Source organism: Nocardia sp. NPDC047648, from assembly GCF_040642815.1.
GTDB classification, from domain to species: Bacteria; Actinomycetota; Actinomycetes; order Mycobacteriales; family Mycobacteriaceae; genus Nocardia; species Nocardia gamkensis.
On the sequence record NZ_JBEYSX010000011.1, the window covers coordinates 1 to 26,257 of the forward strand.

At 70.8% G+C, this 26,257-nt stretch carries 23 protein-coding genes and 1 pseudogene; 5 read left to right on the plus strand and 19 right to left on the minus strand.

Translation table 11 applies throughout. The features are described 5' to 3' along the window. Positions 1–726 (plus strand): annotated as a pseudogene (locus ABZ803_RS22390) (cytochrome b); the annotation flags it as partial. 69 nt (positions 727–795) lie between these two features. On the opposite strand, the gene ABZ803_RS22395 reads toward ABZ803_RS22390, so the two are convergent. Then, positions 796–1,296, minus strand: a complete 501-nt coding sequence (locus ABZ803_RS22395) for a polyadenylate-specific 3'-exoribonuclease AS (RefSeq protein ID WP_357041373.1) — start codon at positions 1,294–1,296, stop codon at positions 796–798. Positions 1,297–1,693: 397 nt separating this feature from the next. Between ABZ803_RS22395 and ABZ803_RS22400 the strand changes: the two genes are divergently transcribed. Then, complete coding sequence (locus tag ABZ803_RS22400; RefSeq protein WP_357041967.1) at positions 1,694–1,888, plus strand: HNH endonuclease; 195 nt, start codon at positions 1,694–1,696, stop codon at positions 1,886–1,888. A gap of 153 nt (positions 1,889–2,041) precedes the next feature. Further along, positions 2,042–3,427 (plus strand): class II 3-deoxy-7-phosphoheptulonate synthase, encoded by a 1,386-nt coding sequence (locus tag ABZ803_RS22405; RefSeq protein WP_357041376.1) that lies wholly within the window; start codon positions 2,042–2,044, stop codon positions 3,425–3,427. Between the two features lie 36 nt (positions 3,428–3,463). Here ABZ803_RS22405 and pknB read toward each other — a convergent pair whose 3' ends face one another. Further along, the gene (gene pknB, locus ABZ803_RS22410) at positions 3,464–5,425 is read right to left on the minus strand and encodes a Stk1 family PASTA domain-containing Ser/Thr kinase (protein ID WP_357041970.1); all 1,962 of its coding nucleotides are present in this window, start codon (positions 5,423–5,425) and stop codon (positions 3,464–3,466) included. A gap of 130 nt (positions 5,426–5,555) precedes the next feature. Between pknB and ABZ803_RS22415 the strand changes: the two genes are divergently transcribed. Continuing rightward, the gene (locus tag ABZ803_RS22415; RefSeq protein WP_040865896.1) at positions 5,556–5,924 is read left to right on the plus strand and encodes an Rv2175c family DNA-binding protein; all 369 of its coding nucleotides are present in this window, start codon (positions 5,556–5,558) and stop codon (positions 5,922–5,924) included. Between the two features lie 386 nt (positions 5,925–6,310). Here the strand turns inward: ABZ803_RS22415 and ABZ803_RS22420 are convergent, their stop codons facing one another. The 4 genes from ABZ803_RS22420 to ABZ803_RS22435 form a co-directional block, all read right to left on the minus strand. Next, a complete protein-coding gene (locus tag ABZ803_RS22420) occupies positions 6,311–7,333 on the minus strand; it encodes a phytoene/squalene synthase family protein (protein WP_357041380.1) in 1,023 nt (340 codons plus the stop codon). Continuing rightward, positions 7,330–8,934: an alpha-(1->6)-mannopyranosyltransferase A gene (locus ABZ803_RS22425; RefSeq protein ID WP_357041974.1), complete on the minus strand. Its 1,605-nt coding sequence runs from the start codon at positions 8,932–8,934 to the stop codon at positions 7,330–7,332. The genes ABZ803_RS22420 and ABZ803_RS22425 overlap by 4 nt, the downstream gene beginning before the upstream one ends. Positions 8,935–9,111: 177 nt before the next feature. Further along, the gene (gene crtI / locus ABZ803_RS22430) at positions 9,112–10,695 is read right to left on the minus strand and encodes a phytoene desaturase family protein (protein ID WP_357041383.1); all 1,584 of its coding nucleotides are present in this window, start codon (positions 10,693–10,695) and stop codon (positions 9,112–9,114) included. Positions 10,696–10,732: 37 nt separating this feature from the next. Then, a complete protein-coding gene (locus tag ABZ803_RS22435; protein ID WP_357041977.1) occupies positions 10,733–11,815 on the minus strand; it encodes a polyprenyl synthetase family protein in 1,083 nt (360 codons plus the stop codon). 236 nt (positions 11,816–12,051) lie between these two features. Here ABZ803_RS22435 and ABZ803_RS22440 point away from each other — a divergent pair, with 236 nt between their 5' ends. Continuing rightward, a complete protein-coding gene (locus ABZ803_RS22440; RefSeq protein ID WP_063054036.1) occupies positions 12,052–13,053 on the plus strand; it encodes a methylenetetrahydrofolate reductase in 1,002 nt (333 codons plus the stop codon). Between the two features lie 161 nt (positions 13,054–13,214). On the opposite strand, the gene ABZ803_RS22445 is transcribed toward ABZ803_RS22440, so the two are convergent. From ABZ803_RS22445 to ABZ803_RS22505, 13 genes are all read right to left on the minus strand, one after another. Beyond that, a complete protein-coding gene (locus ABZ803_RS22445) occupies positions 13,215–14,375 on the minus strand; it encodes an LLM class flavin-dependent oxidoreductase (protein WP_357041386.1) in 1,161 nt (386 codons plus the stop codon). Further along, entirely contained in the window at positions 14,372–15,178 is an 807-nt protein-coding gene (locus ABZ803_RS22450; RefSeq protein WP_357041389.1) for a DUF1684 domain-containing protein, read from the minus strand. The genes ABZ803_RS22445 and ABZ803_RS22450 overlap by 4 nt, the downstream gene beginning before the upstream one ends. Next, entirely contained in the window at positions 15,175–16,545 is a 1,371-nt protein-coding gene (locus tag ABZ803_RS22455) for an NtaA/DmoA family FMN-dependent monooxygenase (protein ID WP_357041392.1), read from the minus strand. The genes ABZ803_RS22450 and ABZ803_RS22455 overlap by 4 nt, the downstream gene beginning before the upstream one ends. Next, the gene (locus ABZ803_RS22460; protein ID WP_357041395.1) at positions 16,542–17,675 is read right to left on the minus strand and encodes an LLM class flavin-dependent oxidoreductase; all 1,134 of its coding nucleotides are present in this window, start codon (positions 17,673–17,675) and stop codon (positions 16,542–16,544) included. Before ABZ803_RS22460 ends, ABZ803_RS22455 begins: the two co-directional genes overlap by 4 nt. Beyond that, positions 17,675–18,010, minus strand: a complete 336-nt coding sequence (locus ABZ803_RS22465) for a hypothetical protein (protein WP_357041398.1) — start codon at positions 18,008–18,010, stop codon at positions 17,675–17,677. The genes ABZ803_RS22460 and ABZ803_RS22465 overlap by 1 nt, the downstream gene beginning before the upstream one ends. A 173-nt stretch (positions 18,011–18,183) precedes the next feature. Further along, complete coding sequence (locus ABZ803_RS22470; protein WP_357041401.1) at positions 18,184–19,806, minus strand: ABC transporter ATP-binding protein; 1,623 nt, start codon at positions 19,804–19,806, stop codon at positions 18,184–18,186. Then, positions 19,803–20,642, minus strand: a complete 840-nt coding sequence (locus ABZ803_RS22475; RefSeq protein WP_357041980.1) for an ABC transporter permease — start codon at positions 20,640–20,642, stop codon at positions 19,803–19,805. Before ABZ803_RS22475 ends, ABZ803_RS22470 begins: the two co-directional genes overlap by 4 nt. A 104-nt stretch (positions 20,643–20,746) precedes the next feature. Next, positions 20,747–21,751: an ABC transporter permease gene (locus ABZ803_RS22480; protein ID WP_357041404.1), complete on the minus strand. Its 1,005-nt coding sequence runs from the start codon at positions 21,749–21,751 to the stop codon at positions 20,747–20,749. A gap of 2 nt (positions 21,752–21,753) precedes the next feature. After that, a complete protein-coding gene (locus ABZ803_RS22485; protein WP_357041407.1) occupies positions 21,754–23,373 on the minus strand; it encodes an ABC transporter substrate-binding protein in 1,620 nt (539 codons plus the stop codon). After that, positions 23,370–23,498 carry a hypothetical protein gene (locus ABZ803_RS22490; protein ID WP_357041410.1) on the minus strand — a complete coding sequence of 43 codons (129 nt, stop codon included), beginning with the start codon at positions 23,496–23,498 and terminating at the stop codon, positions 23,370–23,372. Before ABZ803_RS22490 ends, ABZ803_RS22485 begins: the two co-directional genes overlap by 4 nt. 4 nt (positions 23,499–23,502) lie before the next feature. Next, positions 23,503–24,477 (minus strand): ABC transporter substrate-binding protein, encoded by a 975-nt coding sequence (locus ABZ803_RS22495; RefSeq protein WP_357041413.1) that lies wholly within the window; start codon positions 24,475–24,477, stop codon positions 23,503–23,505. Next, positions 24,477–25,244 (minus strand): amino acid ABC transporter ATP-binding protein, encoded by a 768-nt coding sequence (locus ABZ803_RS22500; RefSeq protein ID WP_357041416.1) that lies wholly within the window; start codon positions 25,242–25,244, stop codon positions 24,477–24,479. Before ABZ803_RS22500 ends, ABZ803_RS22495 begins: the two co-directional genes overlap by 1 nt. Continuing rightward, positions 25,241–26,248 (minus strand): amino acid ABC transporter permease, encoded by a 1,008-nt coding sequence (locus tag ABZ803_RS22505; RefSeq protein ID WP_357041419.1) that lies wholly within the window; start codon positions 26,246–26,248, stop codon positions 25,241–25,243. The genes ABZ803_RS22500 and ABZ803_RS22505 overlap by 4 nt, the downstream gene beginning before the upstream one ends. Between the last annotated feature and the right edge of the window lie 9 nt (positions 26,249–26,257).

Consider the following 26,257-nt stretch of genomic DNA (forward strand, 5'->3'; position numbering starts at 1 on the left):
TTCTACATGATGTGGACCGACGGCATGGCCCGGTTGATGCCGCCGTGGGAGCTGTATCTGGGCCGCTACACCGTGCCCGCGGTGTTCTGGGTCGCGCTGATCATGGGCCTGGTGTTCACCGTGCTGATCGCCTACCCGTGGATCGAGAAGCGGCTCACCGGCGACAACAGTGCCCATCACAACCTGCTGCAGCGTCCGCGTGACGTTCCGGTCCGGACGGCGATCGGCGCGATGGCGATCGCGTTCTACGTGGTGCTGACGTTGTCGTGCGTCAACGACATCATCGCCCTGAAGTTCGACATCTCGCTGAACGCGACCACGTGGATCGGGCGCATCGGCCTGCTCGTCGCCCCGCCCGCGGCGTACTACATCGCGTACCGGTTCTGCCTCGGCTTGCAGCGCAGCGACCGCGCGGTGCTCGAGCACGGCATCGAGACGGGTGTGATCAAGCGTCTGCCGCACGGCGAGTACATCGAGGTGCATCAGCCGCTCGGCCCGGTCGACGGACACGGTCACCCGATTCCGCTGGAGTACCAGGGCGCACCGGTGCCGAAGAAGATGAGCAAGCTGGGTTCGGCGGGCAAGCCGGGCACCGGCAGCTTCCTGCGGCCCGATCCGCAGGAGGAGAGCGCTCGGAACTTCGAGATCGAGCACGAGGAAGAGCACAGGCAGCTGAAGGTGCTGCAGCGCGCTCAGGAGGCGGCGAACGGCAAGCACGGCCACTGACGTCCGCCCCACCGAACGGCCCCCGAGTCGAATGCGACCCGGGGGCCGTTCGGTGTCATAGCGCGGATGTCACAGGCGTGGCGCCGCGCGGCGTGCGGCCTCGATGGCTTCGAACTTGGCGAGGTTGTGCCGGGCGTCGGCCAGGGCGTCGTGCGCGTCCGGCGGGATCGGCGGCAGTTCGGGACGGCTGTGCGCCTCCCAGTGCTGGCGCAATTCGTTGGTGTAGCGCGGCAGGGTGTTGGGCAGGTCGACCATGGAGCCCCACAGTTGGCACAGGGCGACGTGGTCGTAGGCGGACACCCAGGCCCACAGCTCCGGTTGCACGGTCGGCCGCGGCACCAGGAACGCGTACAGCTCGTCCCGGATCCGGGCACGGCTGCGCCACAACGGAGAGGAAGGCGACGGCAGCTGGGGCAAAACGAATTTGCGCACCCAGGGACCCGCGCGTCCGGCATCGAATTCGGTCGACACCGCGTAGTACTCCCTGCCGTCCTCGCAGACGACGCCGATGGAGACCAAATCGATGGTCACACCGTCCTCGATGAATTCGCAGTCATAAAAATACTTCAAGCACCAAGCCTCTCTGATATCTTCGCTGGCAGTAATTCGGCAACACGGGGGGTGGAATGGCCAGTGTTCTCGTATGCAGTGTAGAAGGTCGCACACGTCAGGTACGAGCGCGAGGCGTGTGTGGCAAACATTATGCGCAGGACCCGTACGGGGTGCTTCCGCGCTGTGGCATCGAAAGCTGTTCTAGGCCAGCAGTTATGAAGCATGGAATCCGTCGAGCGCACATCCATAAGGTTCGGCGTTGGGGGAGTGCCGATGCCGCCCCGGGACGGGGGGTCGCCCGGACGGCGTCGCAAAAGCTCACACGATGGGCGGCGGATATCTTCGTATGGTTATTTGATGATCCGTCTTCCGGAAGGGGCTGGGAATTAGAGCACCGGCTTGTCAGGAGGCTGAACTGGGCAGAAAGCTGCGTCCGGGAGAGAATGTTCACCATATCAACGGCGATAAGTTGGACAACCGGCCGGAGAACCTGGAGTTGTGGCTCAGGCGTCAGCCGACAGGGCAGAGAGTGCGAGATCTGGTCGCCTGGGCGAAAGAAATCCTCGAACTCTACGGTGCTGCCGAAGACGATAATGCGACGAGGTCGTAGACGCGGCATCCAACCGGTAGTGAATTCGCGTTGCGTCCCGAGGTTCCCCGGCGGCCGATACCCACCGGGGGGCAAGCCATTCACCTCGGGTGGGGCGATTCCAGCCCTGGGACTGGGTTCCTGCGCGGGGGTGGCGGTCCGTATTCTGGACTGGTGAACTGGACCGTCGACGTACCCATCGATCGCCTGCCGGAACTGCCGCCGCTGCCCGCCGAGCTGCGCAGGCGGCTGGACGACGCGCTGGCGCGACCTGCGCTGCAGCAGCCGTCCTGGGATCCGGGGCAGGCGGCCGAGATGCGCACCGTACTCGAGAGCGTGCCGCCGATCTGCGTGCCCGCCGAGGTGGAGGAGCTGCGCTCTCAGCTGGCCGAAGTCGCCCGCGGTGAGGCGTTCCTCATGCAGGGCGGCGACTGCGCGGAGACGTTCGCCGACAACACCGAGCCGCATATTCGCGGCAACATCCGCACCCTGCTGCAGATGGCGGTCGTGCTCACCTACGGTGCGAGCCTGCCGGTGGTGAAGGTCGCGCGGATCGCGGGCCAATACGCCAAACCGCGCTCGTCGGACACCGATGCGCTCGGCCTCAAGTCCTACCGTGGCGACATGGTGAACGCGCTGGCCGCCGACGCGGCGCTGCGCGAGCACGATCCCTCCCGCCTGGTCCGGGCCTACGCCAACGCCAGCGCGGCGATGAACCTCGTGCGCGCGCTCACCGGCGCGGGCATGGCCGACCTGCACAAGGTGCACGACTGGAACCGCGACTTCGTGGCCAAGTCGCCCGCCGGTGCGCGCTACGAGGCACTGGCCGAGGAGATCGATCGCGGCCTGGCGTTCATGACCGCGTGCCGGGTGAACGATCCCAGCCTGAAAGCGGCGCGCATCTACGCCAGCCACGAGGCGCTCGTGCTGGACTACGAGCGCGCCATGCTGCGCCTGAGTCACAACGCGATCGGCGAGCCGGTGCTCTACGACCTGTCGGCGCACTTCCTCTGGATCGGTGAACGCACCCGCCAGCTCGACGGCGCGCACATCGCGTTCGCGGAACTGGTCGCCAACCCGATCGGCCTGAAGATCGGCCCGTCCACCACGCCCGAGCAGGCCGTGGAGTACGTGGAGCGGCTGGACCCGAACAACGAGCCGGGCCGCCTGACCATCGTCTCGCGCATGGGCCACAGCAAGGTCCGCGACGTGCTGCCGCCCATCATCGAAAAGGTCCAGGCCACCGGCCACCAGGTGATCTGGCAGTGCGACCCGATGCACGGCAACACGCACGAGGCGTCCACCGGCTTCAAGACCCGTCACTTCGACCGCATCGTCGACGAGGTGCAGGGCTTCTTCGAAGTGCACCACGCGCTCGGCACGCACCCCGGCGGCATGCACATCGAACTCACCGGCGAGGACGTCACCGAATGCCTCGGCGGCGCCCAGGACATCTCCGACCTCGATCTGTCCGGCCGCTACGAGACCGCCTGCGACCCCCGGCTGAACACCCAGCAGTCGCTGGAGCTGGCGTTCCTCGTCGCCGAGATGCTGCGCTGAGGTCCGAGCCGCGTCAGCGGCCGGGCTTGCTTCCGGTCAGGGAAGCGCCACGATGGTGACGGTGTCGCCCGCCTCGAGGTTGACGCCGATGGCCGGAGTTTGCGAGACCACCAGAGAGCTGTCGGCTCGGGCCAATTGTTTGACCTCGACCTGCAAGCCGAGGCTTTCCAGCTTGGCGCGGGCGTTGGCCACGGTCCATCCGCGGACGTCGGGCATCTTCAGGGCATTGGAGATCAGCAGGACGACGCCGTCACCCGATTGGATGGTGGCGCCCGCCCCCGGCTGGGTGCCGATGGCCTTGTCCGCCTCGATGCTGCGGTCGAACTGGGGTTTGGTCTCGCGGATCGCGATTCCGGCGGCACTGAGGATCTTGGTGGCCTCGTCGGTCGGCTTGCCGCGGACGTCGGGGACCTTGACCGGCTGCGATCCCTTGCTGCGGTAGACCTTCACCTGCGCGCCCAGTGGCAGTACGGTGCCCGGTCGCGGTTCCACCCGGGCGACCGTTCCCTTGGGGGCGGTGTTGGACTCTTCGCCCGCGTCGACCGGTTGCAGCCCGTTGTCCCGGATCAACTGATTGACCTTCGACACCTGGTCACCCGCTTTGACGTCGGGCACCTTGGGCTTGCCATTGGAGACCAGGACGGCGACCGTGGAACCCTTGGTGATCTTGGAACCGGCCGACGGGTCGCTGCCGACCACGCCGCCGACCGGGATCGTGTCCGACGCCTTCTGCCGGATCTCGGTCTCGAACCCGGCGTTCTGCAGCGTGGCGACCGCCTTGTCGGTGTCCAGCCCGGCGATCGGCGGCACCGCGGAATACCGGCCGACACCCAGCCACCAGCCCCCGATGCCGACCAGCAGCGTGAGCGTCGCGACGATGGCCACCCATATCCACACGGTGCGCCGCGAGCGGTTGAGCTCGTCGGCGTAGGGCGGCGCGTACGGCGGCGCGGGGTGGGCCTGACGCGCCGGTTGAGGCCGGTCGTAGTCCGCCGGGGGGCTGTAGTCGACGCGGGGCCGCTGGGCGGTGACCACTTTGGTGTGCTGCACCGGCTGCGGGGCATGGGGGTCGTGGGCCGACGCGCCCGCGAAATCCGGCCGGTCGTCGTGATCCGGCGCGACGGCGCGGTAGCCGGCACTGAGATGCTCGGCGGACTCCTGGGGCGCGGGCACCCGATAGGGAGGCAGGCGCAGCGCGGTGCCGATCTGCCGCAGGGCGGCGGCCATCTCGTTCGCGTCGGCGAACCGGAGCGCGGGGTCGCGCGCGGTGGCCTCGGCCACCAGCTCGTCGAACTCCGGCGGCACCCCGGAGATGAATCCGCTCGGGCTCGGCACATCGTTCTCGATGCGCTGATAGGCCACCGAGATCGAGGTGTCGCCGGTGAACGGGACACGGCCGGTGAGCATTTCGAAGATCAGCACGCCGAAGGAGTAGACGTCGCTGCGGGAGTCGGCGGAGCCGCTGGTGACCTGCTCGGGCGACAGGTAAGCGGCGGTGCCGAGGATGACGCTGGCCGACGTGGTGTTCGCCGCGGCCACCGCGCGCACCAACCCGAAGTCGGCGATCTTCACCTCGCCCGCGTCGGAGATCAGCACGTTCTCCGGTTTGATGTCGCGGTGCACCAGCCCCGCGGAGTGCGCGACGCCGATCGCCGCCAGTACCGGTTCGGCGACGGCACGCACTGCGTGCGGTGGCATCGGGCCGCGTTCGCGCAGCAGCTCGCGCAGCGTGCCGCCCTCGACCAGCTCCATGATCAAGAAGGGATGGTCGCCGTCGATGCCCTGGTCGTACACCGCGACCAGCGAAGGATGCTTGAGCTTGGCGACCGCGCGCGCCTCGAACTCGAATCGGGACAGGAACTGCGGGTCGCCTGCGAACTTCGGGTCCATCACCTTGATGGCGACCGGCCGGTCCAGGCGGGTGTCGACCCCGCGGAAGACCATCGACATTCCGCCGCGGGCGATCGGCGCATCGATCCGATAGCGCCCTTCCAGCATCTGGCCGATCAAGAGAAGTCCTCCGGCTTTCACAAAGTTTGCCGCTCCGTGCGGCCCCCACGATGGTATCGACTCCCACCACCCCGGGTGTCTCACGACGTGCGGCAGGTCACCGTCTACCGTTATCCGGGTGAGTGCATTTCCCTGCTGTGACGACGTCCTTCCGCAGTCGGTGGCCCTCGTGCCGCTGCCGGAGGTGGCCGACCGACTCGGGCTGGTGGTGACCCGGGTGCACCAGATGCTGCGCGATCACCAGTTGCTCGCCCTCCGCAGAAACGGCGTCGCGGGCGTCCCCGAACGGTTCTTCGACGACACCGGCGCGGTCGTGAAGCCGCTGCCCGGCCTGATCACCGTGATGCGCGACGCCAAATACACCGACGAGGAGATCCTGGAGTGGATCTTCACCGAAGACGAGAGCCTGCCCGGCAAACCGATCGACGCCCTGCACGGCCCCCTGGCCCGCGAAGTCCTGCGCCGGGCGGCCGCGGACCCGTTCTGAGTTTTCGGCCGCGCGGGCGCGGCGTGTTCGCGGCCCCTTGATGGCTCGCGTCCGAGCGACCGCCGCTTGCTCCTTCGTCGCGTACGCGGCGGCCGCTCGGACGCGAGCCGGGCCGCGAACGGCGGATGCTCGGTCTCGCTTCGCTCGAAACCGGTGGTTGAGCTGGTGTGGTTGCGGTAGCAGGGAGGGTGCTGCCTTGGAGTTCGCCGTTGTGGGGTGGTCGGAGGTTTCGGCCTGCTCATGACCTTCGGCGGCTGTTCGGGCGCATGGATGCGGTGCGCCGTGCCGCTCGGCGTCTGTGGCGCGGACGGGGGGAAATCCGGCGGTTCGCGCTACCGAGATGTCGGCTGCCAGATCGCTATGGATGCGCGGTGCCGGGAGGGTGCTCAGCGGTCCAGGCGGTTGCGCAGGGTGGCGGTGGTGAATTCGGCGGCGGCTATGCGCAGGCGGTGGTGGCGGGGCACCGCGGCGCGGTGGTCGAAGACGGCGTAGTCGCTGCGTTCGATGTGGTGCAGGATGTCGGAGTAGAGGGTGGCCGCGGTGCGGATGGCGGGGCGTACCCGGGGTTCGAGCAGGTCGATGCCGGATTCGGCGCGGCGGTAGAGGTCCCGGTTGACCGCGATGAGATGGGCGAGGGCACGGCGGACGCGCGGATCGGTGCGGCCGGTGCGCCGGCATTCGAACAGCAGATCGTCGTCGACGCCGAACGCGGTGAGGGCATCGGCGGGCAGGTAGACCCGGTCGCGGTCGAGATCCTCCGCGACGTCGCGCAGGAAGTTGGTGAGCTGGAACGCCTCGCCCAGAGCGGCGGCGGCGGGTTCGGCCTCCGGCACCGGGACGACCGTGCCGAGCACGGGCAGCAGCTGCAATCCGATCGCGGCCGCGGAGCCGCGCATGTAGTCGCGCAACTCGGCCATGGTGGCGTAGCGGTTACGGAAGGACGGGGTGCCGGGCGCGTCCATGCGCATGGAGTCCAGGAACGTCCAGAAGTGCTGTGCCGCGATGCCGTAGCGGTGGATGGTGTGGGTGACGGCGGCGAGCACGAGGGCGCGCGGCCGTAGGCCCGCTTCCCGGATTCGTTCGTGCTCCGGATTCGGGCCGGAAGGCAGCAGCGCGTCGCCGCGGGCCTTGCCGGTGTGCGATCCCAGCGCGGCCCGCAGGTCCCGCTCGATTCGGTCGAGTTCGGTGATCGGGTCGCTGTCGTTCGCGGCGGTGGGACGGCCCGTGCGGTCGACGACGTCGTCCACCATGCGCGCGAACGCGTACAGCGCGTGCACGGCGGGCCGTCGCTCGGCCGAGAGCAGCCGGGTGGCCAGGAAGTAGGTGCGGCCGTGCGCGGCGGCGATCTGCCTGCACTCGCGATAGGCGAGCGGGAGCAGGGCGGAGCTGGGTAGCCGGCCTTCGGTCATCGGGCGGCGGGCGAAGCGGTGGCCTCGCCGGGCGCGGCCGTCACCGTGCTCGGCGGCGTGGTGCGCAGGCGCAGCGGGTCCACCGTGCGCAGCGACAGCGCCGCCACGCTCGCGGCGAAGGTGGCTGCGACAACGTGCCAGAAGTTGTACAGGCCGATCGAACCGTCCGGCTGGAAGACCAGCATCAACCAGGTGCACACGCCGACCAGCGCCATCAGCGTCGTGGTGGACAGCGCGAACCCGGCGGCCAGCGCCAGCGGCCACGAGTAGTACCAGGGCAGCGCGGCGGGCGAGAGGATGACGATCGCGACGAACGCGATCAGGATGCCCAGCACCGCCTCGCGCTCGCTGTGCCGGAAGCGCCACCAGGTCAGGGCGAGCACGGCGACCAAGGCCAGCGCGCACATCGCGCGGGTCACCTCGAGCACCGATTCCAGTCGCAGCGGGGTTATCCAGGTGATCGCGTGCGCCATCACGGTCGGCAGCGAGAGCCAGTTGATGATCTTCTTCGACCCGGACAACGCGGTCAGCCAGCCGATGCCGACGCCCGCGACGGCCGACGCGGCGACGAACACGACCGCGAACACGCTCAGCCCGAGCCCGGCGATCTTGCCGAACATCAGCGCGGGATGCGGCATGTCCTCCGTCGGCTCCGCGGCGTCGCCGGGCTGCTCGCTGGCGGGCAGGTGCGCCGGATCGCGCCCGACCCGCTGGGCGGCGCGGCGTTCGCGTTCGTGCAGCATCCAGATCCAGACCAGGAACGGCAGCGCGACGCCCGCGGTCGCCTTGATGGCCACGCCGATCGCGACGACCACGATGCCCGCCACGTGGTGGCGCTCCAGCACCAGCGCGATGCCCGCGCACATCAGCCCGACCATCAGCATCTCGTTGTGCACGCCGCCGATCAGGTGGATCAGCACCAGCGGGTTGAGCACAGCCAGCCACAGCGCGACGGTCGGCTTGCCGCCGAGGTGCTTGGTCAGATACGGCACCGCCCACATCATCAGCGCCAGACCGGGCAGCATGACCAGCCGCATCGCGATGGTGCCCGCCACCACGTTGTCGCCGGTCACGGCGGTGATCGCACGACCGAGCAGCAGGAAGACCGGGCCGTAGGGCGCGGTGGTGGTGGTCCACACCGGGCTGACGTTGTCCAGCAGCACACCGGGATTCGCGACCGGGCCGACCTGATAGGGGTCGAAGCCGTCGCGCAGCAGCGCGCCCTGGGCCAGGTAGGAGTAGGCGTCGCGGCTGAACATCGGCACGGCGAACAGCAGCGGCGCGATCCAGATGCCGACGATGGCGCGCAGCTCGTTGAGCGTCACCTCGGCGCCGGTCCGGTCGCCGGTGCCGATCGTGGCGCGCCCGAGGCGGACCCAGGCGGTGATCATGAGCAGCACGCCGATCCAGATGCAGATGGTCGACAGCGCGTAACCGTGCCCGAACCGCAGCCAGGACAGGTGCATGGCCTCCAGCAGCGGGTCGCGCTTGCGCACGCTGCCCGCGCCGAAACCGCCGAACATGATCATGATCGCGCCGAAGAAACCGAGCAGGGCGGCATGGCCCTCGGGGCTTCTGGCGAAGTCGGCGCAGGTGCGCATCCACCACAGGAACCCGCGGTCGGTGGCCGATTCGCGACGTGCGGAGGCGGGCGACGAGGGACGGGTGTCACCGGCGGAGGCGGCCTCTGCGGTGCGCGTTTCGGGGGATGCCATCTGGTGTCGGTCCCCCCGAGTGGTCGGCGGTCGCAACCGCGAGCGAATAGGTCGGCGCTTAGTTTACGGCGTCGTCTCGAACACTATCCGGCTGGTGCGCGGGGTCGCACGCGAAGTGCGCCCGACCTCGCCCGCGATGCGGTTTGCCGCCAGTTTTCCGGATAACAGGGCGGTCGGCACGCCCACGCCCGGAGTGGTGCCGCAACCGGCGATAACCACGTTGTCGCTGGAGCGCGGGAAATTGCGCGGCCTGAAGGGGCCGGTCTGCCGGAAGAGGTGTGCGGCGGAGAACGGCGTGCCCGCGAGCATGCCGTAGTCGAGCCACGTCCGAGGTGTGTCGAGCCGGTCGACGGTGAAGTGCTCGGCGATGCCCCGGTAGCCGCGCGCTTCCAGCACGGTGAGCAACTCGCGGAGGTATGCGGGGCCGAGACGCGGCCAGTCCAGCGGCGCCGCCGCGAGATTCGGGCACGGCGCGAGCAAGGAGAAGGGCTCGTGGCGTCCGTCGCCGCGTTCGACGAACAGGCTCGGATCGGTCAGAGCGGGCCTGGTCAGCAGCAGCGAGGGGTCGCTCATCAGCTTGCCACGGCCGCGGCGGGCGGTGATCTCGGTGAACGTGCGGTCCCAGGCCTGCCCGAACTCGATGGTGTGGTGCGCCTGCACCGGCCATCGCGCCGCGACCGCGGCGGGGACGGTGCCGTGCGCGACGAGCGCCGACGGCGAGGCGCGCAGCCCGCGCCGCGGTCGCACACCGAAACGGTCCAGCGAGCCGAGGTCGGCGGTGAGCACGAGCGCGTCACAGTCGAACGAGCGCCCGTCGGCGGTGCGGGCGCGCCGGGCCCGCCTGCCCGCGTAGTCGATGCCGACCACCTCGGCGTTCAGTTCCAGCGTGCCGCCTGCCTCGGCGAACGCCTGCGCCAGCGCCGCGGCGATCGCGCGCATACCGCCCTCGGGGAAGTAGACGCCCAGCGAGGTGTCCATATGCGGGATCGCGCCGTAGACGGCGAGCGCCTGCGCGGGCGGCATGCCCGCGTAGAGGGCTTGGAAGGTGAACAGGCGCGCCAGGCGCGGATCCCGCAGGAACCGGCGCACCTGCGGGCCGAGCCTGCCGAACCCACCGAGACGCGCCAATTCGACCAGCGCGCGGCGCTTTTCGGGGAGGCGCACCATATCCAGCGGCGAGTCGAAGTTGGTGTCCATGAACTCGGTGAACTCCGCCGCGTAGACCCGTGCCAGCCATGCGCGCAGGCGCCGGTATCCGCGTGCCTCGGCCGGGCCGCAGGTCCGCTCGACCTCTGCGGCCATGGCGTCCGGGTCGGCGAAGACCCTGATCTGCGCGCCGTCGGCGAACCGGGCGTGATAGCCCGGCGCCAGCCGGTGGATGCGCAGCGGGGGCTCGCAGGTCTCCGGGGCGCGGCCCACGGCGGCGAGCGCGTCGGTGATCAGTTCGGGCAGGGTGAGGACGGTGGCGCCGGAATCGATCTCGTAATCGGCGCCCCGGTACCGGCCCACCCGGCCGCCGGGGTGGTCGGCCCGCTCGAGCAGCGTGACCGTGTGACCCGCGCCGGTCAGGTAGAGGGCGGCCGACAGGCCGGCCAGGCCCGCGCCGACCACCACGACGCGGTCGGTCGGTCCCGCAACGGTTCTCATCCGGTTCGTCTCCTTGCCGTGGCGCCCGATACCCGGCTCACGCCGCGCGCTCGGTCGCGGCCAGCGCCATCGCGCGCAGCCGTTCCTTGGCCACCGGCGTCGCCGAACTGGCCTCGATCGCGGCCAGACCGCTGTCGGTGAGTTCGGCGATCCGGCGTTCCACCTCGTCGACCGCGCCCAGTTCGGCGAGCAGCGCGCGCAGCCGCTGCACCTGCTCGGCGCTCAGGTCGGTGCCGATACTCGAACGCAGCAGCGCGGCCGCGGCGGCGTCGATCTCGTCGGCGCGGCGCAGCGCTTCGGCCAGCAGCACGGTGCGCTTGCCTTCGCGCAGGTCGTCGCCGGAGGGCTTGCCGGTGACGGCCGGATCGCCGAAAACGCCGAGCAGATCGTCGCGCAGCTGGAAGGCGATCCCGATCGCGGTGCCGAACCGGCGGTAGGCCTCGATCAGGTGCTGATCGGCGGCGGCGATGGCGGCGCCGAGGTGCAGCGGGCGTTCGACGGTGTAGGCGGCGGTCTTGTAGCGGTTGATCCGCAGCGCGGCCTCGACCGATTCGTCGCCGCCCGCCTCGCCGTTGATGTCGAGCAGTTGACCGCCGAGCACCTCGGTGCGCATGTCGGCCCACACGGGGGCGAACCGGGCGATGGCCGCGGGCGCCAGTCCGGACGCGTGCACCATGTCGTCGGCCCAGGACAGCGCCAGGTCGCCGACCAGGATGGCCACGCTGGCGCCGAAGTGCGCCGAGTCGCCCGCCCAGCCGCGGTCGCGGTGGCGCTGCTCGAAGTCGACGTGCACGGTGGGGAAGCGGCGGCGGGTGCGGGAGGAATCGATGATGTCGTCGTGGATCAGCGCGCAGGCCTGGACGAGTTCGAGCGCGGAGCAGGCGGTGAGCACCGCGGTGGCCTCGGGGGCGTGCGGATCTCCGCCCGCTCCGAGCCACCCGGTCCACGCGAACGCGGGCCTGGTGCGTTTCCCGCCGCGCAGCACGAACTGCTCGAGCGCGTCGGTGGCCTCGACGAAGACCGGGCCGAGGCGCTCGGTCGTCGGGCGGCGGGTGGCGAAGAAACTGGTCAGGGCGTCTTCCACGGCGGTGACGAAGGCGGGGGTGCCCGGCTGCGGCACCGCGGGACGCGGCGTCTGAGTACCGGTTGCGGCGGACAGAGGAGCCTCCAAGGTCGTGCGGATGGTGGACGCACGGGGTCGCGGAGGGTGCCCGGGCGCTGCGGGTGATTCGGGGCCGAGCGGGGGACGGTCGCGCGTGTCGCTCGGCGTGGCGAACATGTCGCTCGAAGCGAAGAATACGCGGGACGTCCGAGCGACCCGACGGGGCCGCCACCGGCCACCTCTACACTGAACCGGTGACTTTCGACAACGTGCGGGGAAGCTCGACCCCTGGCCGGCCGTCCCGGACGCACCCGAACGTCTCTGGAACACCTTCGGTCGTACAGAGTCTGCGGGCTCACGCGGGGCATGCGGTGCCGTTCTCCGTGGAGTTCAATCCGCCCCGCGACGCCGCCGCCGAGGCGCGGCTGTGGCGCGCCGTGCGGCAGTTCGAGTGCATGCATCCCGCGTTCGTGTCGATGACCTACGGCGCGGGTGGTTCCACGCGCGACCGCACCGTCCGGGTGACCGGGGAACTGGCGCAGCAGACGACGCTGCTGCCGGTCGCGCACCTGACGGCGGTGGAGCACAGCGTCGCGGAGCTGCGCTCGCTGGTCGGCGCCTACGCCGACTCCGGTATCCGCAACATCCTGGTGCTGCGCGGCGATCCGCCGGGCGACCCGCTGGGGGAGTGGCACAAGCATCCGCAGGGCGTCTCCTACGCCGAGGAGTTGGTGCGTATCGTGCGCGACCTCGGTGACTTCCACGTCGGCGTGGCCTCGTTCCCGCAGGGCCACCACCGCTCGCCGGACCTGGCGACCGACACCGCGTTCCTGGCCGCGAAACTGCGTGCGGGAGCGGAGTATTCGATTACCCAGATGTTCTTCGACGTCGAGCACTACCTGCGCCTGCGCGATCGGCTGGTGGCGCTGGACCCGATCGAGGGCGCCAAGCCGATCATTCCGGAGCTGATGCCGATCACGTCGCTGCGCACCGTGCAGCGCGCCGAGGAGCTGTGCGGCAGGCCGCTGCCGGACTCGGTCATGCGGCGGCTGCGCACGGCGGCGGGCGACGGCGGGGAGGAGAACGCCGCGGCGGTGCGCGCGGCGGGCATCGAGATCGCCACCGAGATCGCCCAGCGGCTGATCGATGAGGGCGCGCCGTGCCTGCACTTCATCACGCTCAATTTCGCCAAGGCGACCAGCGAGGTACTGACCAACCTCGGTTACGGCGTCACGGCCGCCCCGGTCAGCGTCTGAGACTCCCGGCTCGGGTGCGCTACGTGCGCGGCACCGGCCCCTTCGACGCCGTGCCCGGCGGGCCGCTCGTCCCGGCCAGCGCGTTCGAGCCGTTCCGGCGAGCACTGTGGCGGCCTCGGTGACCGGCCGGTGCGCTCGAGGGCACACCGGCCGGCGCAGCATCAGGCCGCGCGGGCCGCGCGCAGCCCCCACGCCTCGGCGAGCAGCCGATGCGATTGCAGCCGATCGGCGTGCCGGTGGGTGATCGTGGTCACCAGTAGTTCATCCGCTCCGCTGACGCGTTGCAGCGCGGACAGCCGCTCCACGACGGTGCCCGGTGACCCCACGAACTGGGTGGCGAGGCGATCGTCGACCAGGCGTCGCTGCTCCGCGGTGAGCGGGGCGATGGTCGCCGGATCGGGGTAGTCGGCCGCGCCCGCGCCGCTGCGGATGCTGTGCACCCAGTGGCCGTAGCTAGCGGCCAGCCGCCGCGCGGTGGCGTCGTCCTCGGCCACGACCACGTCCGCGGAAATCACCACGTACGGCTCGGCCAGCTCGGCGGACGGGCGGAACGCCGCGCGATACGCCTCGATCGCGTCCAGCGCGGTGCCCGGCGAGACGTGATAGGCCGCGGCGAACGGCAGCCCCAGCCGCCCGGCCAGCTCCGCGCTCTCACCCGCCGTGCTGCCGAACAGCCACAATCGCACCTGCGCGCCCTCACCGGGAACCGCGTGCAACGCAACGCCTTCCGGGCTGACGAAGGTGCCCGCCAGCAGAGCGCGCACCTCGCCGACCTGCTCGGCGAACTCCAGCGGCTGCGCGCCGCGCTGCTGGAGGGCGCCCACCGAGGCGATGAACTTGGACCGGTCCAGGATGCGACCCGGGTCGAACGGCGGCGGAACGACAACGCCGTCACGGATCTCGGTGCGTCCGGTCACCGTGCCGACCACGGGCTTGCCGCGCGCGGGCCGCGCGGCCTCCGCGCCGAACTGGCCGCGTCGATGACCCGACCGGCCGAGGCCCAGGTCGAGCCGGCCCGGGTACAGCGCGTCGATCGTGCCGAACGCCTCCACGATCGAGGCCGAGGTGTGATGACCGACCTGCACGGCGGCCGAACCCACCCGGATCCGCTCGGTGGCCGCCGCGACCAACCCGATCAGGGTGATCGAGGAGGAGCTGGCCACCGAGACGAAGTGGTGTTCGGCCAGCCAGTACCGGTGGTAGCCCCACTGTTCGGCGTGCCGGGCCAGATCGACGGTGTTGCGCAGGGCCTGCTGCGCGGTCGAGCCCGCGCTGATCGGGGACAGGTCCAGGATCGAGAGGGGAACGAACCGGCCGCTCATGCGGCACGTCCCGGCCGTGGGTCCTGCTCGCCCGCTTCGATGGCCACGCGCAGCCGGTTCTGCGCGGGCGCCACCGGGCAGGTCGCGAAATCGGTGAAGGCGCACGGCAGATTCGCGGCGCGGTTGAAGTCCAGCAGCACCGTGCCGTCCGCCTCCGGCGTGCTCACGGTCAGCGATCGCGCCGCCGGGTAGGTCGTCACACCGCTCGTGGCGTCGGTGAACAACACCCGCAGGTTGTCCTGCTCGCCGAACGCGACGACGCGTTCGGTCACCTCGCCGATGCGGAATTCGATGGTGCCCGCGGCGCTGTGGTGGTGCTCGAGCCCCTCGACCACGGCGCCGGTGACCACGGTCCGCTGCTGCGCGAACGGCGTGAAGCGCCCCGGGACCACCCAGCGCGGGTCGGGCCGGTAGGCCGGGATGCCGTCGAAGGTCAGCAGGGCGGGCGAAGCGGGGTCGTGCACCCGGACGGCGTAGCGGCCCGTGCGGCGGATCACCTCGAGCACCCGGCGCTCCTGCCGGACGTGTAGCCCGGGCGCCCCCTCGGCGGGGGTGACGATCTGTACGCCCGCGATGCCTAGCCCGTCGTATTCGAGCCGGTCGGCGGGCTGGGCGGTGATGAACACCTTCTCGTCGGTGACCCACCAGGTGCCGGGCAGGTCCGGCAGGCGTTCGGGGCGGTCGGTGAGCCAGTGCAGGGCGGTCAGGCCGAGGAAGCCGAGTGGGTCGCGCAGTTGGTCTTCCCGCTTGTGGTGCCAGCGCGCCCACTCGGTCTCGAAAACGGGGGTGATGCTTGTGGTCATGACGCTTCGGCTCCTTCGTGGGCGGTGGTGCGGCGGTGGGGATGGCGCAGGCCGAGGTGGTCGCGCAAGGTGGTTCCGGCGTACTCGGTGCGGAAGCTGCCGCGCTCCTGTAGTTCCGGGACGACCCGGTCGACGAATTCGTCCAGCCCGTGCGGGGTGAGGTGCGGGACGAGGATGAAACCGTCCGCGGCGTCGGACTGCACGTAGGCGTCGATCCGTTCGGCGACCGCCGCGGGTGTGCCGACGAACTGCTGGCGCGCGGTGACCTCGATGATCAGCTCCCGGATGCTGAGCCCTTCGGCTTCGGCTCTGGCCCGCCAGGATTCGGCGACCGCGCGGGGATCCTTGGTGTGCCGCACGCGGCCGCGGGTGATGTTCACGTCGTCGACGGGCTCGACGTCGGGCAGCGGTCCGTCCGGGTCGTACCCGGACAGATCCCGGCCCCAGACCTGTTCGAGGAAGGCGATCGCGGTCTGCGGGCCGACCTGTTGGAGGCGGATGTGCCTGGCGCGTTCCTGCGCCTCGGCCTCGGTGTCGCCGAGGACGAAAGTGGCGGCGGGGAAGATCTTCAGCTCGTCGGGGGTGCGCCCGTACTTGGCCAGGCGGCCTTTCAGGTCGGCGTAGAAGCGCTGCCCGTCCTCGAGGGTGCCGTGGCCGGTGAAGATCGCGTCGGCCGTGGCCGCGCCGAATTCCCGGCCGTCTTCGGAGTCGCCCGCCTGCAACAGCACCGGATGCCCCTGCGGGCTCGGCGGCAGCACGAATCGGGCGGTGATGTCGAACTGTGTTCCGCGATGGCGGGTTTCGGGGATCTCCCGGGCGAACACCCCGGCCTGCCGGTCGACGACCAGTGCGTCCGCGGCCCAGCTGTCCCACAGCGCGCGGGTCACCTCGACGGTCTCGGCCGCGCGGTGGTAGCGCTCGCCGTGCGCGAGATAGCCGCCGCGCCGGAAGTTCTCGCCGGTGAACGCGTCGGAGGAGGTCACGACGTTCCAGGCCGCGCGGCCGCCGGAGAGATGGTCGAGCGAGGCGAATTGCTTGGCCAGCTCGAACGGCTCGTTGTAAGTGCTGTTGATGGTGCCCGCCAAGCCCAGCTTCTCGGTGACCCCGGCCAGCGCGTTGAGCACGGTGAAGGTGTCCGGCCTGCCCACGACGTCGAGGTCGTGGATGCGGCCGCGATGTTCGCGTAGCCGCAGTCCTTCGGCGAGGAAGAAGAAGTCGAACAGGCCGCGCTCGGCGGTACGCGCCAGATGCTCGAACGACGCGAAATCGATCTGGCTGCCCGACTCGGGATCGCTCCAGACGGTGGTGTTGTTCACGCCGGGGAAGTGGGCGGCGAGGTGGACCCGCTTGCGAGGCTTGTCGGTCACGACGGGGTGCCTTTCGTGCTGATGGCGTAGCGGCTCTCCGGCCGGGGCAGCCCGAGGCGCGCGCGTAATAGGCTGTCCGACAGCGGCTTCCGGTTGATCGCGGGCAGCAGCCGCACGGCGGCCGCAAGCGCGAGCGGCCGCAGGACGACGCCGTCGGCGGCCTCGGCGGCATCCACCGCCGCGAGCACTTCGCGCAGTGTCTCGGCGGTCCCGAGGTGGCGCAGGGCGCTGGGCGCTGCGGTACGGACCGGGCCGGCCCAGCCGTCCAATGTGTGCGCTTCCGCCCGTGCCGCGTCCGCGGAGCCGGCCAGGTGGATGTCGAGATCCAGCAGCACGTGCACGCTGTCCGGGTCGCGTCCCGCGTCCGCGAGCGCAGCGCGCAACGCGGTGCGTCGTGCCCGCGCCGCGTCGAGATCGTCCGCGCCGATCCGGATCAGGTCGGCGCGGCGCAGCGCGACCGCGGTGGCGGCCGCGCCGTCGGCGCGCACCGCGACGATCGGTTGGCCCTGTGGCGAGCGCGGTGTGATGGAGGGCCCCTTCACGGCGAAGTTGTCGCCGGTGAAGTCGATGTAGTGCAGCTTGTCCCGGTCGACGAAGCGGCCGGTCGAGGCGTCGCGGATCTCCGCGTCGTCCTCCCAGCTGTCCCACAGCCGGGTGGCGACCTCGATCGCCTCGTCGGCCTCGTGCCACAGCGCGGCCGCGTCCTGCGCCGGTTTGCGCCCGAACGCCCGCGCCTGCTCGTCTCCTTCGGAGACGGTGACCTCCCACCCCGCTCGGCCGAGCGTGGCGAAGTCCAAGCTCTGGATCGCCTTCGCCAGATGGAACGGTTCGGTGTGGGTGACCGGTGCCTGGGGAATCAGACCGACGCGGTGGGTGGCGGCCGCGACGCGGGCGGCGATCGCGACCGCGTCGAGCCTGCCGCGGGTGGCGCCGGGGCCGCCGGGCTGCACGCCGAACGAGTCGGGCAGGAACACCGCGTCGATGCCCGCTTGCTCGGCCGCGACGATCACCTCGGTCCAGTACCGTCCGGTGAACAGGTCTTCGGCGCGCGAGTCGGCACGCCGCCAGGACGCGGGGTGCGCGCCGGTGCCCGCCGCTTCCACGGCGAGGAAGAAGCCGGAGTGCGCCATCAGGCCGTGCCCTCCGCCTCGATCTGCTGCCGCAGCGCCGGATGGGTCCCGGATCCGGCGATATCGGGTCCCAGCAGCAGCGCCTGCTGCCACAGTGCGGCGCGCATGCCGCGCGCGGACCGGACGGCGCGGCGGTCGCGCTCGGCGCGGACCGGGGCGACGGCGTGCACGCGCGGGTTGCCGGAAGTGTCGGCGGCACGCGGGGCGCGCAGGCGGGTGCGCCACCAGCGCGCGGGATCGGGTGCGAAGACGGCGGGGGCGGACGGGACGTCCGGCGCGGGAGACGGTTCGGCGTCGGTGGCGGCCGGTTTCCGGTTGAAGGCGGAGTACACCATCAGGGCGATCCTTTTCGGTCGGTGCCACCACGGCTCGTGGCCGGTGGTGGGCTCCGGTGCGGGGGGAGGGGTGATCGCGCAGGACGCGACGGCTGGTTCCGGGCGGCTGCGGCACGGGGCCCAGCGCTGCTGCCGGTTCGGTACCCGGCTGGGGCGGTAGGTCGGACGGGGCATTACGACACGCCTTTCGGGATTGCCGGCGCCGGGATGGCCGACAAGAGCTCGCGGGTGTACTCGTGCCGCGGGTTGCCGAAGATCTCCGCGGTGCGGCCGGATTCGACGATGCGGCCGCGCCGCAAGACCGCGACGTGGTCGCTGATGCGGCGGACCACCGCCAGATCGTGCGAGATGAACAGGTAGCTCAGCGCCAGTTCGGCCTGCAGGCCGTCCAGCAGTTCGAGGATCTGCGCCTGCACCGAGGCGTCCAGCGCGGAGACCGGTTCGTCGAGCACCAGCAGCTCGGGATGCAGCGCCAGCGCCCTGGCGATGGCGACGCGCTGACGCTGGCCGCCGGACAGCTCGGCAGGCTTGCGCTGGGCGAACCCGGACGGTAGCGCGACTTGCGTCAGCAACTCCGCCACCCGGTTTTGCCGCTGCGCGCGAGTGCCGACTCCGAACGCGCGCAGGGGTTCTTCGATGATCGAGCCCACCCGCCAGCGCGGATCCAACGAGGCGTAAGGGTTCTGGTACACCACCTGGAAGCGTTTGCGCAGCGCGCGCAGCCGCGACCCGCGTGCCTTCGACAGCGGCTGCCCGTCGAAGGTGACCTCGCCCCGATCGGGTTCGGTGAGCCGCAACGCGATCCGCGCGGTGGTGGACTTGCCCGACCCGGATTCGCCGACCAGCGAGAGGGTCTCGCCGCGGCCCAGTTCGAAGCCGACCCCGGCCACCGCGGTCACGCTGTCGCCCCCCTGCGCCCGGAAGGTCTTGTGCACTTCGCGCAAGACCAGCAGCGGCTTACCGTCGCGCGGCTTGGGCTCGCGGTAGCCGCCCGCCGGAGCGAGGCTGGGCGAGGCGGCGAGCAGGCGCTTGGTGTACGGGTGGCGCGGTGTGGCCAGCAATTCGGCGGTCGGGCCGCTCTCCACCACCTCGCCGCCGTTGAGCACGACGAGCCGATCGGCGCGTTCGGCGGCGACGGCCAGATCGTGGGTGATCAGCAGCACCGCCGTGCCGCGCGCCGCGATCTGCTCGGCGAGCCGGTCCAGCACCCGGCGCGCGACGGTCACGTCGAGCGCGCTGGTCGGCTCGTCGGCGATGACCAGGTCCGGTGCGCAGGCCAGCGCCGCGGCGATCAGCACCCGCTGGCGCTGCCCGCCGGACAGCTCGTGCGGGTACTGACCGGCCCGCAGTTCCGGCCGATCCAATCCCGCGTCGGCCAGCAGTTCGATCGCCCGCGCCCGCGCCGCCTTGCGGTCGGTCGGCCCGTGCACCAGTAGTGCTTCGGCCACCTGATCACCCACGCGCCGCACGGGGTTCAGCGAAAGCCCGGGGTCCTGGGGGACGAACCCGATGCGAGCTCCGCGCAGCCGCCGCAGCGCGCGTTCGGAGCCGGTGTCGACCACGGCGCCGTCGAAGGTCACAGTGCCCCCGGTCATCTCGGCGTTCGGCCCGAGCAGGCCGATCACGGCGTGGGCGAGGGTGGACTTGCCGGAGCCGGATTCGCCGACCAGCGCCACCACCTCGCCGCGGGCCACCGTGAGCGACACCCCGTTCAGCGCGGTGGCCGCGCCGGTTCCCGACCGGTACCGAACCCGCAGGTCCTGGACGTGCAGCAGCGCAGATGCCGGGGCGCTCACGAATCTTCTCCCTTCCCGATCGCGCGTCCGAGGCGCTGTGCGGCGAGCACGACGGCGATGATGACGAACCCGGGCAGGGTGGTCATCCACCACGCGGTCGCCAGGTAGTTGCGGCCCTCCGAGATCAGCGTGCCCCATTCGGGGGTGGGCGGCTTCGCGCCGTATCCGAGGAAGCTCAGCGCCGACACCGCCAGCACCGCCATGCCGAATTCGACTGCGGCCAAGGCGAGTACGGGTTGGTAGGCATTGGGCAGCACGTGCCTGGCCAGCACCGTGTACCAGCGCACCCCCGCGGCGTGGGCCGCCTCCACGTACACCGCTTGCCGGACCCGCAGCACTTCCGATCGCATCACGCGCGCGAAATTGGCCACCAGCGAGACGCCCACCGCGATCGCCACATTGCCGGTGCCGAAGCCGAGCGCGGTGACCAATGCGAGCGACAGCAGCAGCGCGGGCACCGACAGCAGCACATCGACCGAACGCATGACCACGGCGTCGACTACGCCGCCGATCGCGCCCGACAACAGCCCGAGCAGCGACCCGGCGACGAGCGCGAGGCCGACGGCGGCCAGTGTGGCGGTCAACGAGAGCCCGGCGCCGTGCACCATCCGGGTGTAGAGGTCGCGTCCGAGATTGTCGGTGCCGAACCAGTGTTCGGCGCTGGGGCCCTGGAACTTCTGCGCGGGCACGCCGGTCAGCGGGTCGCCGCCCGCGAAGACCGACGGCGCCACCGCCCAGCCCACGGCGAGTAGCGCGACAGCGCCCGCGATCAGCAGTCCGGCATTGCCGCGCAGCCTCTTCCAGCGCACGGCCGGGCGCCGCAGGCCGGGTAGCACGGCTGCGCGCCGTTCCTCGATGACGTCAACCACGAGTCCTCACCTCCTCGGCCGGCGGCGCGCCGAGCGCGACTCCGGCGGCGGTACGAATGACGGAAGCGGCGTCAGGCACGGATGATCGCCTCCTCGGCGGCGTCGACGGCGGTCCGCTCGGATTCGCCGCCCACGGCGCGGGAGCGGGCGGCGATGCGCGGGTCGAGCAGCGGATACAGCAGGTCCACCGCGAGATTCACGCTCACGAACACCGCCGAGGTGAGCAGCACGATGCCCTGCACCACAGGGATGTCCTGCGCCAGCACCGCCGTCTGGGTCAGCCGCCCGACGCCCTGCCGGGCGAAGACCGTCTCCACCACCACCGATCCGGCGAGCATGTTGCCCACCAGCACCCCCGCGATGGTGAACGCGGGCACACTGGCCGGGCGCAGCACGTGCGTGCGCTGCACCCACCAGCGCGATCCGCCCCTGGCCAGGGCCACGTCGACGAACGGCTGACGCCAGGTCGTCTCCAGCCCGGCGGTGAGCACCTGCGCGATGACCGCGCCGATCGGCAGCGCCAGGGTGAGCGCGGGCAGCACCGTGCCCGCGAAACCGTGCCCGCCGAACGCGGGCGCCAGCCGCAACTGGAACGAGAACACCTGCAGCAGGAGCAGTCCGGTCCAGAAGGTCGGCACCGAGACGCCCAGCGACGGCAGCGCGGCCAAGGCGTTGCGCAGCCACGGCCGACGGCTGTGAGTCGCCGCGAACGCCAGCGCGACGCCACCGCTGACCGCGAAGAGCAGGGCGGCGCCGGTCAACGCGAGCGTGGCGGGCAGCGCGTCACCGATCGCGCCGGTGACCGGCTGCCCGGTGGCGATGGAATGCCCCAGATCGCCGGTCACGGCGTGCCCGAGCGCGGTCCAATACTGTTCCCACAGCGGCCGATCCAGACCGTAGCGGGCCTGCAACTCGGCGATGGCGGCCTTGTCCACCGGGGTGCCCGACCCGCCCGCATCGGCCGCGATCGAGACCGGGTCTGCGGGCAGCAGGTACAGCACCACGAACGACAGCGTGAACGCCGCCCACAGCACCCAGATCGCCTGCAGCACCCGCAGGGCCAGATAGCGCGCCATGACTATCGCCCGCTCAGCCAGGTGTCGAAGAACTGCAATCGCGCCGAGGCTTCGAACTTCAGGTCCTGGGTGTTCGCCGCCGCTCCGATCGCCTGGGACAGCTCGACCGTCGGGATCAGCAGGCCCGCCTCGAGCACCTGCTGCTGCGCGGTGTGGATGAGCCCGTTGCGCACCGTGGTGTCCACGGTGGCGACCTGCCCGTTCAGCGCGTCGTCCAACGGCGGGATGGGGCCGCGCGCATTGAGGTTGCGCCCGTCGAGACCGAAGGAGGTGCGCAGGATGTCGCCATCGGCGCGGGTGGTGTTGCCGTAGAAGGTGTCGAAGTCCTTGCTGTTCTGCCGCGCCGTGGTCTCCGCCACCGACACCAGGTCCAGCTTCAGTTCGACGCCGGCCTGCCGCAGTTGCTGCTGCACCAGTTCGAGGATCGCCTGGTTGCCCGCGAACACCTGGCTGAAGAGCACCGAGAACGTCAACCGCTCACCGTTCTTCGCCCGGATGCCGTCCGCGCCGGGCACCCACCCGGCCTGGTCGAGGATGGTGCGCGCCTTCGCCGGGTCGAAGGCCAGCCGTGCCGAGAGGTCGGTGTAGCCGGGTGTGGTGCTCGCCAGCGAGCTGGTGGCGGGCTTGAACTGCGGGCCGAGCACGGTGTCCACCAATTGCTTGCGATCGATCGCGGGCAGCAGCGCCTGGCGCACCGCCGGATCGCGCAGCGGTCCGCGTGTGACGTTGGGCTGCAGGCCGAACGGCACACCAGGGTTGGCGGTGCTGAGCACCCGCCCGCCCGCCGCCTCGATCTGCGGCGCGTCCTGCGGCAACGCGTCGCTGATCGCGTCCAGCTGTCCGGAGGCGAGACTGCCGGTGCGCACGCCGGATTCGGGCACCACGGTGAACTCGATCTTGTCCAGGTAGGCCTCGCCGCGATGGGCGAACACCGCCGAACCCCAGCGGTAGCCGCTTCGCTTGGCCAGCGTCACCGCGGCGTCCTGGCGGTAGGCCGTGTAGGTGAAGGGCCCGCTGCCGACGTTGTCGCCGAGGCAGCGCTGCTCGGCGGGCTTCGCCGTGGTCACGTCGGCCAGGATGCCGAGCTGGGCGGTCGAGGCCGCCTGCAGGAATTGGGCGTTGGGCTTGCTGAACTCGACCCTGGCGGTGAGCCGGTCGACAGCCGTGGTGCCGACATAGCCGGTGAGGTAGCTGCTGCCCAGCGGCGCCTTGCCCGAGCCGAGCCGCACGACCGAATCGAACGTGTTGCGCACCGAGTCGGCGGTGAGCGGCGTGCCGTCGCTGAAGGTGACGCCGTCGGTGAGGTGGAAGGTGAAGACCTTCGCGTCGGGGCTCGCTTCCCAGCTCTGCGCCAGCCACGGCTTCAGCTCGCCGGTGGCCGGATCCTGGTCGGTCAGCGAATCCACGATCTGCCGGGTGACGTACAGCGTCTGGTTGGTGCCGGACTGGGCCGGGTCGGAGCAGGTCGGCGCCTGGGACAGGCCGTAGCGCAGGGTGCCGCCCGGCCGGGGCGGGCCCGCGTCGCCGCCGGGCGCGGCCGAATCACTGCCGCAGGCGGCCACGGTGGTGGCCGCGGCGAGCGCGCCGGCCAGCGCGGCGATTCGGTGACGGGTTCGGATCACGAGGCGACTCCAGATACTTCGGTGTGGGCGAGCTGCTCGCCCTGGCGGGGAAAGGCGTCGGCGACACCGGTCGCCGACGGTCGGCCGGGCATGCGGCGGCGCTGCGTCATCTGCTCAGCGGTCATCTGCTCAGCGCTTCTTCGGCAGGCCGGGTGGGTTGATTCGCGATTCGGTGACCGCCTCGCTGCGCAGCCCCCAGCGGTCGATCACCTGCTGGTAGGCGCCGTGCTCGATGGCGTAGGCCAGCGCGTGCTGCACGGCGGTGATCAGCCCGCTGTCCTTCTTGGTGAGTACCGCGATCTCGCCTTGCAGCGCCTCGCCCGCTCCGGAGAAGGTGCCCGCGATCCTGGTCTGCTTCGCGGTGGCCGCGTGGTAGATCGCGGTCGGGTTGGGGCCGAGGTAGCCGTCCAGCCGCTGCGAAGCCAGCGCCAGGTAGTAGTCGGTGACCTGCTGGAAGTAGGCGATATCGATCGGCGGCAGCCCCTCGGCCCGGTTCTGCTCGTTCCACTTGACCAGCAACTGCTCCTGGTTGGTTCCGCTGCCGACGCCGATTCGCTTGCCGGCCAGGCTCGTGCGGTCGGTGTACTCGAGCTTGCTCTGGATCGGCACCTCCAGCGCGACGTTGTCCTTACGGTAGGTCGCGAAGTCGTACTTCTCCTTGCGTTCCTCGGTGACGGTGACATTGGAGATGAACGCGTCCACCTCACCGGAGTCCACCCGGACGAAGTTCTGCGACCAGTCCGCCACCTGCGCGTCGAGTTTCAGGTCGAGGATGTCGGCGATCAGTGCGGCGAAGTCGACTTCGGAGCCGACCACCGTCTTGTCGTCGGTGGCGTAGAACCGCAGCGGCGGTGCCGCGCCGGACGCGCCGGTCACCACCAGCGTGCCGCGATCGCGAATCGCCTGCGGCACTTCGGCGGCGATGGCATCGACCTTCGCGGTCCGGACGCGACCGGACTGGGTGGGGGAGAGGTCGAAGGTGATCGAACCGGCGGGCTGCGCGGCGGTGTCCGCCTCGGGTTCGGTGCAGCCGGTGGCCAGCAGCACGACCGCGGTCGCGGCGGCGGTGACCAGGGCGGAGAACTTCATCGGATACCTGTTCATCAGCGGACTCGGGAAAGGAAGGCGCGGGTGCGCGGGTGCTCGGGATGGTCGAGCACGGCCGAGGGCGGGCCCTGCTCGACGATGACGCCCTCGTCGAGGAACACCACCGTGTCGGCCACCTCACGGGCGAAACCGATCTCGTGCGTGACGATCACCAGTGCGGTGCCGCCGTGCGCGAGATCGCGGATCACGTCGAGCACCTCGCCGACCAGTTCCGGGTCCAGCGCGGAGGTGGGTTCGTCGAACAGGATCACGCGCGGCCGCAGCGCCAGCGCCCGCGCGATCGCCACCCGCTGCTGCTGCCCGCCCGACAACCGGCGCGGATACGCGTCGGCCAACTGTCCGATGCCGACCCGCTCCAGCAGCCGGTGCGCCTCGCGCTCCACCTCCGTCCGGTCGCGTCGCTGCGCGGAAAGCGGTGCGAGCGTGACGTTCTCGAGCACGGTCAGGTGGGGGAACAGATTGAACTGCTGGAAGACGAAGCCGATCCGCGAGCGCTGTTTGCGCACTTCGCGGTCGGGCAGCGCGTGCAGGCGGTCGCGGCGCAGCCGATAGCCGATCAGCTCGCCGTCGATGCGCACGATGCCCGCGTCCAGCGACTCCAGGTGGTTCACCACGCGCAGCAGGGTCGACTTGCCCGAACCGGACGGACCGATCACGGTGACCACTTCGCCGGAGCGCACAGTGAGATCGATGCCGCGCAGCACCGGATGCGCGCCGAAAGATTTCCGGACGCCGCGGATCTCCACGGCGGGGGCCGCGCTCATCGGGTCGCTCCGCGCGGTGCGGCGGGACCGGCCTCGGCGACCTCGCGCAGCTTCTGCCACGCGCGTCGCAGCGGTGTCGGCGGCGGCGTGCGGTGCGCGCCCTTGGCGTAGTGGCGTTCGATGTAGTACTGCGCCACCGACAGCACGGTGGTGAGCACGATGTACCAGACCGTCGCGACCATCAGCAGCGGCACCACCCGCCCGTTGCGCCCGTAGATGACCTGGACCTGGTAGAACAGCTCGGCGATCGCCATCACCGACACGATCGAGGTGCCCTTGAACAGGCTGATCACCTCGTTGGTCGCGTTCGGCAGGATCGAGCGCATGGCCTGCGGCGCCACCACCGTGCGGAACTGCCGCAGCCGTGGGATCCCCAGCGCGGCGGCGGCTTCCAGTTGACCGGCGTCCACCGCGATGAACCCGGCCCGGATGATCTCGGCCGAATACGCCGCCTGATGCAGGGCCAACCCGATCACGGCGGCGGTGAAACCGCTGATCACCCCGTTCACCTCGAAGGTGAACAGCGCGGGCCCGAACGGGATGCCGATCGAGACGGTCCGGTACAGGTAGGCGATGTTGAACCAGAACAGCAGCTGCACGATCAGCGGGATCGAACGGAACGCCCAGATGTAGACCCACGAGATCACCCGCAGCACCGGATTGTTCGACAGCCGGGCGACCGCGAGCGCGGTGCCGAGCAGAAAGCCCAGCGCCGTGCCCCATGCGGTCAGCTCCACGGTGACCCGCAACGCCGACAGCACCGACTTCGCGGTGATGTACTGCGCGAACGTCGGCCAGTCCCACCCGGGGTTGGTGGCCAGCCCGTGCACGAACTGGGCGAGCAGGATCAGCGCGACGGCACCGACTACCCAGCGCCAGGGGTGCCGGGTCTTGGCCACGGTCGGCGGTGTGCCGTACTCGGGGGCGTCCGGCGCGGGGAGGGGTGTGCCGGCCGCGTCCGGTTCGCGCGCCGGGGCGGTCGCGGGCGCGGTGGACGCACTCATGACGGGTCC